A 12819-nucleotide genomic window follows, 5' to 3' on the forward strand; every position below is an offset into this window, starting at 1 on the left:
TTCTTTAAGGTAAGGAGGTGATCCAACCGCAGGTTCCCCTACGGTTACCTTGTTACGACTTCACCCCAGTCATGAATCACAAAGTGGTAAGCGCCCTCCCGAAGGTTAAGCTACCTACTTCTTTTGCAACCCACTCCCATGGTGTGACGGGCGGTGTGTACAAGGCCCGGGAACGTATTCACCGTGGCATTCTGATCCACGATTACTAGCGATTCCGACTTCATGGAGTCGAGTTGCAGACTCCAATCCGGACTACGACATACTTTATGAGGTCCGCTTGCTCTCGCGAGGTCGCTTCTCTTTGTATATGCCATTGTAGCACGTGTGTAGCCCTACTCGTAAGGGCCATGATGACTTGACGTCATCCCCACCTTCCTCCAGTTTATCACTGGCAGTCTCCTTTGAGTTCCCGGCCTAACCGCTGGCAACAAAGGATAAGGGTTGCGCTCGTTGCGGGACTTAACCCAACATTTCACAACACGAGCTGACGACAGCCATGCAGCACCTGTCTCAGAGTTCCCGAAGGCACCAAAGCATCTCTGCTAAGTTCTCTGGATGTCAAGAGTAGGTAAGGTTCTTCGCGTTGCATCGAATTAAACCACATGCTCCACCGCTTGTGCGGGCCCCCGTCAATTCATTTGAGTTTTAACCTTGCGGCCGTACTCCCCAGGCGGTCGACTTAACGCGTTAGCTCCGGAAGCCACGCCTCAAGGGCACAACCTCCAAGTCGACATCGTTTACGGCGTGGACTACCAGGGTATCTAATCCTGTTTGCTCCCCACGCTTTCGCACCTGAGCGTCAGTCTTTGTCCAGGGGGCCGCCTTCGCCACCGGTATTCCTCCAGATCTCTACGCATTTCACCGCTACACCTGGAATTCTACCCCCCTCTACAAGACTCTAGCCTGCCAGTTTCGGATGCAGTTCCCAGGTTGAGCCCGGGGATTTCACATCCGACTTGACAGACCGCCTGCGTGCGCTTTACGCCCAGTAATTCCGATTAACGCTTGCACCCTCCGTATTACCGCGGCTGCTGGCACGGAGTTAGCCGGTGCTTCTTCTGCGAGTAACGTCAATCGCTGCGGTTATTAACCACAACGCCTTCCTCCTCGCTGAAAGTACTTTACAACCCGAAGGCCTTCTTCATACACGCGGCATGGCTGCATCAGGCTTGCGCCCATTGTGCAATATTCCCCACTGCTGCCTCCCGTAGGAGTCTGGACCGTGTCTCAGTTCCAGTGTGGCTGGTCATCCTCTCAGACCAGCTAGGGATCGTCGCCTAGGTGAGCCGTTACCCCACCTACTAGCTAATCCCATCTGGGCACATCCGATGGCAAGAGGCCCGAAGGTCCCCCTCTTTGGTCTTGCGACGTTATGCGGTATTAGCTACCGTTTCCAGTAGTTATCCCCCTCCATCGGGCAGTTTCCCAGACATTACTCACCCGTCCGCCACTCGTCACCCAAGGAGCAAGCTCCTCTGTGCTACCGTTCGACTTGCATGTGTTAGGCCTGCCGCCAGCGTTCAATCTGAGCCATGATCAAACTCTTCAATTTAAAAGTTTGATGCTCAATGAATTAAACTTCGTAATGAATTACGTGTTCACTCGTTGAGACTTGGTATTCATTTTTCGTCTTGCGACGTTAAGAATCCGTATCTTCGAGTGCCCACACAGATTGTCTGATAAATTGTTAAAGAGCAGTTGCGACGCGCTTTAGCGCTCTGTCGCGAGGTGGCGTATATTACGCTTTCCTCTTTCAGAGTCAACCCTCATTTTCAGGTTTTTCTCTTCAACCGAACCGGCTGTTTGCGTGAAGTGATTCACATCCGCCGTGTCGATGGAGGCGCATTATAGGGATCCCATTTTTTAGCACAAGTATTTTTTGGATCTTTTTTTCTGAATGCTTGTTTTTCACTCCTTTCGCTACATTCCTGCGCAATTTGGCTGATTTTTGATAGCTAAACCACTTGCACAGTCTCAATAATCCAACCAAAGTCTTCATTACTGCTCTATTTTCGTTGAGGTAAACATGTCTGATGTACTGCGTCCTTATAAGGATCTTTTCCCACAGATCGGAAATCGCGTAATGATCGACACCAGCAGTGTCGTCATTGGTGATGCCCGTTTGGCTGATGATGTCGGAATTTGGCCACTGGTTGCCATTCGTGGCGACGTTAACTATGTACAAATTGGTGCCCGTACAAACATTCAGGACGGCAGCGTTCTCCATGTCACACATAAATCCACGTCTAATCCGCAGGGTAATCCATTGATCGTGGGTGAGGATGTAACGGTCGGTCACAAGGTCATGCTACACGGCTGCATCATTGGCAACCGAGTATTAGTCGGCATGGGTTCGATTCTGCTGGATGGCGTGGTAGTAGAAGACGACGTTATGATTGGGGCTGGGAGCCTGGTTCCCCAAAACAAACGCCTGGAAAGCGGGTATCTGTACCTGGGAAGCCCGGTTAAACAAATCCGTCCATTAAGCGATGAAGAGAAAGCAGGCTTACAATATTCAGCTAACAACTATGTTAAGTGGAAAGATGAATATTTAAGTCAGAGTAACCAAACCCAACCTTGAGCATCTTCCTGCTGGGCCTGGATCAATCCTTCAGCTTCTTCTTCCAGATCCCAGCGATGCTGTTGAAAGATTTCCAACCACTGTTCAGGCGTGTCGCCGCCAAAGCGGGACGCCAGCATCTCTCCAGAGATGGCACATGTTAACTGCATACCATGAACCATCGCCGGAAACACAACGGCGTTGACATCCGTGCGCCATTCTTCTCGATCGGGAAACTGGATCGCCTGATTCATTCCGACAATTCCTGCTGCATGCTTTTAATGACGGGTTCAATCTGCGGCAAAACCCCATGCCAGAGTAAAACGGCGTGCGCTGCTTGCCCCACCAGCATACCCAGGCCATCAGCATATTGTTTCGCCCCATGTTCGGCACACCAGGAGAGGAACGGTGTATCTCCTTTCTGATAAAACATGTCATAACAATAGACAGATGGGTGAATAAGAGATGTCGGAATAGCCGGTATCTCACCGCTAATTCCGCTGGATGTCGCGTTAATAATTAGATCAAAACTGTAATTATCAAGCTCGTCCATTCCTACCGCCTGTACGCTGCCGGTATGGGAGAAGATTTGTGCCAGTTCTTCAGCGCGCGAAGCGGTACGGTTAACAATAGTCACCGCACAATCCATAGAAAGAAGAGGTAATAAAACTCCACGGGATGCACCACCCGCACCAATCAACAGAACTCGCGATCCGGGACGAATAAAAGATAAACGCTCAAGATCGCTCAACAAGCCGATACCATCCGTGTTGTCTCCCAGTAAACGTCCATCCTCCAGCCGTTTAAGGGTATTGACGGCTCCAGCAAGCGATGCCCGCTCCGTTAGTTCATCGGCACGTGCAAATGCCTCTTCTTTAAAAGGCACGGTGACATTTGCCCCCTTCCCGCCCTCAGCAAAAAAAGCGTTCAGCGTATTCACAAAATCATTGATAGGCGCCAGTACACGCCCATAGGAGTGATCAATCTTCAGCTGCTCTGCAAATTGCTGATGAATAAAGGGCGATTTACTGTGCGCTATCGGATTACCAAAAACAGCATAGGCTTCTTTCATATTACCCCTGTCGAAACTGTTCACCTGTCAGAGCATCACGGATCTCCGAAGGATTCAAACGCCCCCCGGTCTCCCCTTCAACCACGGGAAAGTCTGTACCGAACTGTGCGCGAACTTCATCTACCGTTCTGCAAGGCGGTAAGCCACTCAAATTAGCACTGGTAGAAACTAACGGTTTGCCATAAGCCTGGCACAACGCAACCACCAGCGGGTGATCGGTGACGCGAACAGCCAGAGAATCAAAGCGCCCGGTCAACCAGCGTGGCGTTGTCGCAAGCGCTGGGAAAACGAAGGTAACAGGACCAGGCCAACGGGCGAAAACAGCGTCACGTTGAGCATCGGTGAGCATGCTATCGTCGATATATGGTTTAAGTTGTTCAAAGTTTGACGCGATTAAAATTAACCCTTTATCGACCGGACGTTGTTTTAGCGCCAACAAACGGGTTACAGCCGTTTCGCTATCGGGGTCGCAGCCGACACCAAATACAGCTTCAGTTGGATAGGCGATGACTTTTTCTTGTTTCAGAACCGCTATCGCCGCAGCGATAGCGTCTGTGGGCAGGCTATTATTCACTTTTTTATTCCGCCGAAATCGGCTTTCCACATTGTTTACTGGCACAGAAATGCTTCACACCCTGCGCGGTTTTCTTTTCGATGAGAAGCGGATAATGACACTCAGGACATTCTCCGGCTAACGGTTTGAAGTTAATGACAAACTGGCACTCCGGATAGCGATCGCAGGAGTAAAAGGTTTTGCCATAACGGGAACGCCGCTGGACAAGATGACCAGTCTGGCATTGAGGACAGACTATTGCTGTTTCATCAGGCTTGTCGATGAGCTCGGTGTGATCGCACGCAGGATAGTCACTGCATCCAATAAACATACCGAATCGTCCCTGTCTCAGCACCAGCTCAGCGCCACATGCAGGACAAAGCTTACCCTCCAGAACTTTGACTACATGTCCGTCCGCGGAAGATTTCAGCGGACGGATGTAATCGCATTCTGGATAGTGTGAACAACCGAGAAACGGACCGTGTTTCCCGGAACGAATAACCAGTTCAGCCCCGCATTGTGGGCAGGGCTCGTTTTTACGCACCGTGAACAGTGCTGATTTAGCCATAACAACTCATACTGAATGAAGATTGATTAATGCAGCATACCTTCATTCACTTCAAAGAGTAATTCTTCCATTTGCTGATAGGCATTTTCACAACCTGGAATGTTGAATAGCACCATCAGAATCACCCACTTCAGGTCTTCCAGATCGAACTCTGCCGTATCTAGCGCGAGTACGCGCTCAATAACCATTTCTCGCGTTTCGAGGTTTAGCACCTGAATCTGCTCCAGGAATAGCAGGAATCCTCTACAGCTTGCATCCAGTCGGTCGCACTCTTCCGCAGTATAAATACGTATAGAAAGAGGGTCCGATGCCAGCTGCATAGGTTCAGCAAGACCATCCTGATAGTCAGCAAGCTTCTCCAGCCAAAGTAACGCGTTGTAAATGTCTTCACGATCAAAACCAGCGTCGGTAAGATCCCGTTCCAGTTTGTCCTGATCCACACGCAGCTCAGCTTCGTTATGGATATATGTCTCAAACAAATACATTAGTACGTCGAACATGGCATGCCCTCCTCAATCGGACATAGCCGCCGGGTACAGCTGCGATCCACCCTGCTAACTCCAGTTCGAGCAGTTGAGCCACTACCTCTGGCACAGGTTGGCCGGCACGTTCAGCGACGACGTCAACAGGTGTTACCTCATCTCCTACGTTAGCCAGGAGCTCCGGAAATGGCAATGCCACCTCTTCGTGATCTGGCGAATAAATTGATTTTTCAGGTTCATCTGGCAACCATTGCAGCCCATATTGCAAATTTTCAAGAATTTCCTCTGGTGTCGTCACAAGCATGGCTCCCTGCTGAATAAGCCAATGCGGGCCTTCACTTCCCGGGCTCCCAATCGGCCCTGGTAAAGCAAACACCTCCCGCCCTTGTTCAATTGCACAGCGAGCAGTAACCAGCGACCCGCTACGCTGTGCAGCTTCGACAACCAGTACACCTTTACTTAGACCACTGATAATACGATTTCGTCGGGGAAAATTGCGCGGCAAAGGGAGCATATCTAATGGGAACTCAGACACCAGTGCGCCCCCAGCCTCAATAAGTCGCTCCGCAAGACGGATATGCTGCCGTGGATGAATGGTCTCAAGTCCATTTCCCAGCACCGCAATACTTGTGCCTTGTCGGTTTATCGCAGCATTGTGCGCCACGCCATCAATCCCCCGGGCCAGACCGCTGGTGATCGTCACCCCACATGCAGCAAGCTTTTCACAAAACAACCGTCCCCAGCGTTCGCCATACCATGAATGTTGTCGACTACCGACAACGGCAACTTGAAATGAGTGGAGGCATGCGGGAGCTCCTGCAACAAAAAGCCCCCCAGGATAATCCTCAATCGCACGGAGCTGTGGCGGATAATGCTCGCTGTCGGCAACCACAAAATGGTGGTTAGGCTGTTCAAGCCAGCGCAGCGTTTTTTCCAGCGTCAGATCTGAAAAGGTTAAAAAGCGTCTTGCCTGGCGTGGAGAGAATCCTGCCTGCAAGAGTACCGCGTTGTTAATGCACGGTTGAGTATTGAGCCAGTGAGCAACGCGCACTATCTCATCACCATACAGTTCATTCACTTGCGCTAAACGTAGCCAAATTTCGATTTGGGTCATCCCTGTTCCCCTGCCACAAGCAGTCCTGGCAATCTTTGCGATTGGTCACTGATGCTGTCAATCAGAGGGGGTTTTGTCTAGAATAGAGGTAATAATCTTTTCAACTCCTGAACTCAACTCTGGATAACTATGTCAGTTTTGCAAGTGTTACATATTCCGGACGAGCGCCTTCGCAAAGTCGCAAAACCGGTTGAAGAAGTGAATGCAGAAATTCAGCGTATCGTTGATGATATGTTCGAAACGATGTACGCCGAAGAAGGTATCGGTCTGGCAGCAACACAGGTCGATATTCATCAGCGCATCATTGTTATTGATGTCTCTGAAAATCGCGATGAGCAGTTGGTACTCATTAACCCAGAACTGCTGGAAAAAGACGGCGAAACCGGCATTGAAGAAGGCTGTCTGTCTATTCCTGAACAGCGTGCGTTAGTACCGCGTGCAGAGAAAGTAAAAATTCGTGCGCTCGATCGCGACGGCAAATCTTTTGAACTGGAAGCCGATGGCCTGCTCGCTATCTGCATTCAACATGAAATGGATCACCTGGTCGGTAAACTATTTATCGATTATCTGTCTCCGTTGAAGCAACAACGCATTCGTCAGAAAGTTGAAAAACTCGACCGCCTGAACGCCCGAGCTTAAGGACAAGGATCAACGTGTCAGACTCACTACGTATTATTTTTGCGGGTACACCTGACTTTGCAGCGCGTCATCTCGACGCGCTGCTGTCTTCTGGACATAACGTCGTTGGCGTGTTTACCCAACCGGACCGCCCGGCGGGACGCGGTAAAAAGCTGATGCCCAGCCCGGTAAAAGTGCTGGCAGAAGAAAAAGGGATACCGGTCTTTCAACCCGTCTCTCTTCGCCCTCAGGAAAACCAGCAACTGGTTGCTGATTTACACGCAGACGTGATGGTGGTGGTGGCATATGGCCTGATCCTGCCAAAAGCCGTACTGGAAATGCCGCGCCTGGGTTGTATCAACGTTCACGGTTCCCTGCTTCCGCGCTGGCGGGGTGCAGCACCGATCCAGCGCTCACTGTGGGCAGGCGACGCCGAAACCGGTGTTACCATCATGCAGATGGATGTTGGCCTCGACACCGGTGATATGCTGCTGAAGCTGTCCTGCCCAATTACGGCAGAAGATACCAGCGGTTCGTTATATGACAAGCTGGCAGAACTGGGGCCTCAGGGGCTGATTGAAACGCTAAAACAGCTGGCTGCCGGCACAATAAAACCGGTGGTACAAGACGAATCACTGGTTACGCATGCAGAAAAACTCAGCAAAGAAGAGGCCCGTATCGACTGGTCGCTTTCGGCTGTTCAATTGGAACGCTGCATCCGCGCCTTTAACCCCTGGCCAATGAGCTGGCTTGAAATCGATGGTCAGCCAGTGAAAGTCTGGCAAGCTTCGGTTATTGCTGTAAACACCCAGGCCGAGCCAGGCACCATTCTAGAGGCGACAAAGCAGGGTATCCAGGTCGCAACAGGCGACGGCATTCTGAATCTTATCTCTTTGCAGCCTGCCGGTAAAAAAGCCATGAGCGCGCAGGATCTGCTTAATTCGCGCCGGGAGTGGTTCGTGCCCGGAAACCGTCTGGCCTGACGGTTCATCTCTTTAAGCCCGGTGTCTCCGGGCATTTTTATTTTTGCGCTTATGAAAAAACATCTTAATTTACGCAGTATGGCGGCCCAGGCCGTCGAACAGGTTGTCGAGAAAGGACAATCACTAAGTAACGTGCTGCCCGCCATGCAGCAAAAAGTTGCCGATAAAGACAAAGCGCTGTTACAAGAACTTTGCTTCGGCGTATTGCGTACACTCTCTCAACTGGAGTGGATGATCCAGCAACTGATGGAACGTCCAATGACGGGCAAACAGCGCACCGTTCACTACCTGATCATGGTGGGCTTCTATCAACTGTTGCATACTCGTATTCCAGCGCACGCTGCGTTGGCTGAGACCGTAGAAGGCGCGGTCGTTATTAAGCGTCCACAGCTGAAAGGGCTGATCAACGGCGTACTGCGCCAGTTTCAACGCCGTCAGGATGAACTGCTGGCCGAGTTTGCGCAAAGCGATTTGCGCTTCTTACACCCCTCCTGGCTGGTGAAACGTATTAAGAGTGCGTATCCGCAGCAGTGGGAAGCCATTCTTGAAGCCAATAACCAGCGACCGCCGATGTGGCTACGAGTCAATCGTAATCACCATACTCGCGACGCCTGGCTAGACCTGCTTACCGAAGCGGGTTTGACAGGTTTCCCGCATCCAGACTACCCGGATGCAGTGCGTCTGGAAACACCGGCTCCAGTTCACGCCCTCCCTGGTTTTGACGAAGGTTGGGTCACCGTTCAGGATGCTTCCGCTCAAGGATGCGTAAATTATCTGTTGCCGGAGGACGGTGAGCAGATCCTCGACCTGTGCTGTGCGCCGGGCGGTAAAACCACTCACATTCTGGAAGTTGCTCCGCTAGCTAACGTCATGGCCGTCGATGTGGATGAAAAACGCTTATCGCGCGTTTACGACAATCTGAAACGTCTGGGCATGAAGGCAACCGTAAAACAGGGGGATGGCCGCTATCCACAGCAGTGGTGCGGTGAACAACAGTTTGACCGTATTTTGCTGGACGCTCCATGTTCTGCTACCGGGGTGATCCGTCGCCATCCGGATATCAAATGGCTGCGCCGCGACCGGGATATTGCCGAACTTGCCCAATTACAGGCTGAGATCCTGAATGCGACCTGGTCACATCTTAAATCTGGCGGCACGCTAGTGTATGCAACATGTTCTATCCTGCCAGAAGAGAACCAGCAGCAAATTGCCGCCTTCCTGGCACGCACACCGGATGCGGTATTAAGCGAAACCGGTACGCCGGAAAAACCCGGACGTCAGAATTTACCGGGTGCGGAAGATGGCGATGGCTTCTTTTACGCTAAGCTAATCAAAAAGTGATGAGATAACGGGTCGCGACTGATGAAAATTATCATTCTGGGCGCAGGGCAAGTTGGCGGTACGCTGGCTGAAAACCTGGTCGGAGAGAACAACGATATCACGGTAGTCGATACCAATGGTGAACGCCTGCGCAGCCTGCAGGACAAGTTTGATCTCCGTGTCGTGCAAGGGCATGGTTCGCATCCCCGCGTATTACGTGAAGCCGGTGCCGACGATGCCGATATGCTGGTTGCCGTAACCAGCTCAGATGAAACAAATATGGTTGCCTGCCAGGTAGCTTATTCACTGTTTAATACGCCTAATCGCATCGCCCGTATTCGTTCACCAGATTACGTTCGCGATGCCGACAAGCTGTTCCAATCCGATGCGGTGCCAATCGATCACCTGATTGCGCCTGAGCAACTGGTTATCGATAGCATTTATCGCCTGATTGAATATCCGGGCGCATTGCAGGTGGTGAATTTTGCCGAAGGTAAAGTCAGTCTGGCAGTAGTAAAAGCCTATTACGGCGGGCCGCTTATCGGTAATGCGCTGTCAACAATGCGTGAGCATATGCCGCACATCGATACCCGCGTTGCGGCGATTTTCCGTCATGACCGACCGATCCGTCCGCAAGGTTCTACGATCGTTGAAGCGGGTGATGAAGTCTTCTTTATTGCGGCATCACAGCATATACGCGCCGTAATGAGTGAACTGCAGCGTCTGGAAAAGCCGTACAAACGCATTATGTTAGTGGGTGGTGGTAATATCGGTGCGGGTCTGGCACGTCGTCTGGAAAAAGATTACAGCGTCAAACTGATCGAACGTAATCAACAACGCGCATCCGAACTTGCAGAGAAACTACAAAATACGATCGTCTTTTTTGGTGATGCTTCGGATCAAGAGTTACTGGCCGAAGAACATATCGATCAGGTCGATCTGTTCATCGCAGTGACCAACGATGATGAAGCAAATATCATGTCGGCGATGCTTGCCAAACGGATGGGTGCCAAGAAAGTAATGGTGTTGATCCAGCGCAGAGCATACGTCGATCTGGTGCAAGGCAGCGTGATCGATATTGCGATTTCACCGCAGCAGGCGACCATCTCCGCGCTGCTGAGCCACGTGCGTAAAGCTGATATTGTTGGCGTTTCTTCACTTCGCCGTGGCGTCGCGGAAGCCATTGAAGCCGTCGCACACGGGGATGAAACGACGTCGAGAGTTGTAGGGCGTTCAATTGATGAAATTAAACTTCCGCCCGGAACCATTATTGGCGCCGTTGTACGTGGTAACGATGTCATGATTGCCAACGATAACCTGCGCATTGAGCAGGGCGATCACGTCATTATGTTCCTGACAGATAAAAAGTTTATTACCGACGTCGAGCGACTATTCCAGCCAAGTCCTTTCTTCCTGTAATAATTTGGGCGCTAATACAGCGCCTTTTTTATTTCCCTTTATTTTTCATGGTCTAATAAATTTTCCTTTCGACAATACATAAATGGAAATTGCCTAAACATTTGTTAAACTTATAAACGTCAGCTGCATAGGGAGAATAAAATGAGCATTATTAAAGAGTTTCGCGAATTCGCGATGCGCGGGAATGTTGTCGATTTGGCAGTGGGTGTCATTATTGGTGCGGCATTCGGTAAGATTGTTTCATCACTGGTTGCCGATATCATTATGCCGCCGCTGGGGCTGTTAATTGGTGGAATTGATTTTAAACAGTTTGCTTTAACGCTACGTGATGCACAGGGAGACATCCCTGCCGTGGTCATGCATTACGGTGTATTTATTCAGAATGTATTCGATTTCATTATTGTTGCGTTTGCTATCTTTATGGCAATCAAACTGATCAACAAACTGAACCGTAAAAAAGCGGAAGAGCCGGCAGCACCGCCAGCTCCATCGAAAGAAGAAGTATTGCTAAGTGAAATTCGTGACCTGCTGAAAGAACAGAATAACCGCTCTTAAGCACTCACTGAAACAAGAAGGCCAGTGGTAAAAAAGTTAATTACTTTCTTGCCACTGGCCTCCCAATTACCCCGATTGCCATGTTTGCCTTTACGCAGATAACTTCCTTTCCCTTTCTTATTTTTCTCAACGCGCTGTCTGAACAGTGGGTCATGCAGAAGCGCCTCAATGGCGTTGTCCTTTATCTGCCCTTTGGTGTGCTGATAACGACTCATAATATCTCCAGTTTGTAGTAATTTACGCCGCGAGTGTAGACCTGGCAGTTCAAGAAATCAACAGCCTGATGTTGTTCCACTGGCGCCTTGCTCAAGAGCTTCAAGAATAGAGCAGTACACGCTGCTGTGTGCCTTGCCGCAGCATGCATCATTCAATCGCTGCAGTGACCGCTGCATCGTCTGAAGTTCAGCAATGCGGGCTTCGACTTCTTGCAGTCTTTCCTGGACGATCCCTTTTGATTCCTGACAGGTATGGTGTTCGGGATCAACCCGGATCGAAAGCAATTCACGGATCGACTCCAGAGTGAAACCAAGCTGCCGGGCATAACGAATAAACTTCAAGCGCTGAAGATCGCTTTCTGTATAGAGGCGAAATCCGCCTTCAGTACGCACTTCATGCTCCATCATCTGCTGCTTTTCATAGTAGCGGATAGTATCTGGCGTAACGTCAGCCAGTTTCGCTATTTCACCAATTCGGTACATGCTCTCTCCGCTATTCGTCGTTGATCTTTTTTAGCAGCTTATCTGCGTAGTCACCGCGTAAAAACTCGGTGCTGAGTCCAGCCTGCCGAAGTTTAAGTTCCAGTAGCGACAGTCTTCGGCTCACCTCCGGATAACTAGGATCATCTTTGCGGAACCCCGCGAGTATTTCAAGCAGCTGTATTGCCTCTCTGCGTTGCTCGAGCTCAGGAGGAAGGCAACCTGCATTTTTTAATAAACGGTATCCGGCTCTGAGTTCAGGCGGGACATGGGAGTCATCGTCAAGAGTCAGCGGTTCGCCTGTTCCCGGTAAATCATCAAACTCGCCTTTAGACTGTGCATCAATAATATGGCGCTCTGCCCACTGGTCAAGTAACCACATACAACACTCCAGGGGATGAACAAAAAGAGTACAGATATTGTAGATAAGTGGGGATATGACGGATATAAAAAAACCCGCCGAGGCGGGTTTTTTTACGTTACTACAGATTACTCTGCAGCAGCTTCTGTTTTCTCTGAACGATCAACCAGCTCGATGTATGCCATCGGCGCGTTGTCGCCTGCACGGAAACCACACTTCAGAATGCGAGTGTAACCACCGGCGCGGCTCGCAAAACGCGGGCCCAGTTCGTTAAACAGTTTTGCCACGATCTCGTTATCACGAGTACGGGCGAATGCCAGACGACGATTAGCTACGCTATCAGTCTTGGCAAGAGTAATCAGCGGCTCAACTACGCGACGCAGCTCTTTCGCTTTCGGCAGAGTCGTCTTGATGATTTCATGACGAACCAGTGAACCTGCCATATTGCGGAACATAGCCTGGCGATGGCTGCTGTTGCGGTTCAGTTGACGACCACTCTTACGATGGCGCATGACCTTA

16 protein-coding genes and 1 rRNA gene are annotated in these 12819 nt (G+C 50.5%); 6 read left to right on the forward strand and 11 right to left on the reverse strand.

Annotation, left to right across the window (positions count from 1 at the left end; all coding sequences use genetic code 11):
* Positions 1 to 10: 10 nt before the first annotated feature.
* Positions 11 to 1552, reverse strand: a 16S ribosomal RNA gene (locus tag OGY33_RS08910).
* 474 nt (positions 1553 to 2026) lie between these two features.
* Here OGY33_RS08910 and OGY33_RS08915 point away from each other — a divergent pair.
* Positions 2027 to 2581, forward strand: coding sequence for a gamma carbonic anhydrase family protein (locus OGY33_RS08915; RefSeq protein WP_048215431.1), 555 nt, complete (start codon positions 2027 to 2029; stop codon positions 2579 to 2581).
* Here OGY33_RS08915 and OGY33_RS08920 read toward each other — a convergent pair.
* Genes OGY33_RS08920 through dprA form a run of 6 tightly spaced genes read right to left on the reverse strand, consistent with a single transcriptional unit; the run spans position 2557 to position 6349 of the window.
* Positions 2557 to 2814, reverse strand: a complete 258-nt coding sequence (locus OGY33_RS08920) for a DUF1488 family protein (RefSeq protein WP_008786281.1) — start codon at positions 2812 to 2814, stop codon at positions 2557 to 2559. The genes OGY33_RS08915 and OGY33_RS08920 overlap by 25 nt on opposite strands.
* The gene (aroE, locus tag OGY33_RS08925) at positions 2811 to 3632 is read right to left on the reverse strand and encodes a shikimate dehydrogenase (protein WP_032945163.1); all 822 of its coding nucleotides are present in this window, start codon (positions 3630 to 3632) and stop codon (positions 2811 to 2813) included. The genes OGY33_RS08920 and aroE overlap by 4 nt, the downstream gene beginning before the upstream one ends.
* 1 nt (position 3633) lies before the next feature.
* The gene (gene tsaC / locus OGY33_RS08930; RefSeq protein ID WP_048215429.1) at positions 3634 to 4206 is read right to left on the reverse strand and encodes an L-threonylcarbamoyladenylate synthase type 1 TsaC; all 573 of its coding nucleotides are present in this window, start codon (positions 4204 to 4206) and stop codon (positions 3634 to 3636) included.
* A 4-nt stretch (positions 4207 to 4210) separates the two neighbouring features.
* Positions 4211 to 4753: a DNA topoisomerase family protein gene (locus OGY33_RS08935; protein ID WP_008786284.1), complete on the reverse strand. Its 543-nt coding sequence runs from the start codon at positions 4751 to 4753 to the stop codon at positions 4211 to 4213.
* A 26-nt stretch (positions 4754 to 4779) separates the two neighbouring features.
* Positions 4780 to 5253, reverse strand: a complete 474-nt coding sequence (gene smg / locus OGY33_RS08940) for a DUF494 family protein Smg (protein ID WP_003031162.1) — start codon at positions 5251 to 5253, stop codon at positions 4780 to 4782.
* The gene (gene dprA, locus OGY33_RS08945) at positions 5225 to 6349 is read right to left on the reverse strand and encodes a DNA-protecting protein DprA (protein WP_191238072.1); all 1125 of its coding nucleotides are present in this window, start codon (positions 6347 to 6349) and stop codon (positions 5225 to 5227) included. Before dprA ends, smg begins: the two co-directional genes overlap by 29 nt.
* Positions 6350 to 6478: 129 nt before the next feature.
* On the opposite strand from dprA, the gene def reads away from it, so the two are divergent.
* From def to mscL, 5 genes are all read left to right on the forward strand, one after another.
* Positions 6479 to 6988, forward strand: coding sequence for a peptide deformylase (def, locus tag OGY33_RS08950; RefSeq protein ID WP_003828283.1), 510 nt, complete (start codon positions 6479 to 6481; stop codon positions 6986 to 6988).
* A gap of 14 nt (positions 6989 to 7002) precedes the next feature.
* A complete protein-coding gene (gene fmt / locus OGY33_RS08955) occupies positions 7003 to 7950 on the forward strand; it encodes a methionyl-tRNA formyltransferase (RefSeq protein WP_048215427.1) in 948 nt (315 codons plus the stop codon).
* Between the two features lie 51 nt (positions 7951 to 8001).
* Positions 8002 to 9291: a 16S rRNA (cytosine(967)-C(5))-methyltransferase RsmB gene (rsmB, locus tag OGY33_RS08960; protein WP_032945172.1), complete on the forward strand. Its 1290-nt coding sequence runs from the start codon at positions 8002 to 8004 to the stop codon at positions 9289 to 9291.
* A 21-nt stretch (positions 9292 to 9312) separates the two neighbouring features.
* Positions 9313 to 10689 carry a Trk system potassium transporter TrkA gene (trkA, locus tag OGY33_RS08965; protein ID WP_003031153.1) on the forward strand — a complete coding sequence of 459 codons (1377 nt, stop codon included), beginning with the start codon at positions 9313 to 9315 and terminating at the stop codon, positions 10687 to 10689.
* Positions 10690 to 10830: 141 nt separating this feature from the next.
* On the forward strand, positions 10831 to 11244 hold the full coding sequence (gene mscL / locus OGY33_RS08970) for a large-conductance mechanosensitive channel protein MscL (RefSeq protein ID WP_003031152.1): 414 nt from the start codon (positions 10831 to 10833) through the stop codon (positions 11242 to 11244).
* Here the strand turns inward: mscL and arfA are convergent.
* The 4 genes from arfA to rplQ all read right to left on the reverse strand — a co-directional run bounded on the left by arfA (position 11241) and on the right by rplQ (position 12812).
* The gene (gene arfA, locus OGY33_RS08975; protein ID WP_003828276.1) at positions 11241 to 11459 is read right to left on the reverse strand and encodes an alternative ribosome-rescue factor ArfA; all 219 of its coding nucleotides are present in this window, start codon (positions 11457 to 11459) and stop codon (positions 11241 to 11243) included. The two genes, mscL and arfA, sit on opposite strands and share 4 nt — an antisense overlap.
* A 57-nt stretch (positions 11460 to 11516) precedes the next feature.
* A complete protein-coding gene (gene zntR / locus OGY33_RS08980; protein WP_003031145.1) occupies positions 11517 to 11942 on the reverse strand; it encodes a Zn(2+)-responsive transcriptional regulator in 426 nt (141 codons plus the stop codon).
* A 10-nt stretch (positions 11943 to 11952) separates the two neighbouring features.
* The gene (locus tag OGY33_RS08985) at positions 11953 to 12321 is read right to left on the reverse strand and encodes a DnaJ family domain-containing protein (RefSeq protein WP_191238071.1); all 369 of its coding nucleotides are present in this window, start codon (positions 12319 to 12321) and stop codon (positions 11953 to 11955) included.
* A 107-nt stretch (positions 12322 to 12428) separates the two neighbouring features.
* On the reverse strand, positions 12429 to 12812 hold the full coding sequence (gene rplQ / locus OGY33_RS08990) for a 50S ribosomal protein L17 (protein WP_001216370.1): 384 nt from the start codon (positions 12810 to 12812) through the stop codon (positions 12429 to 12431).
* Positions 12813 to 12819: the final 7 nt, after the last annotated feature.

This window comes from Citrobacter sp. Cpo032, assembly GCF_030332975.1.
Lineage (GTDB): Bacteria > Pseudomonadota > Gammaproteobacteria > Enterobacterales > Enterobacteriaceae > Citrobacter > Citrobacter portucalensis.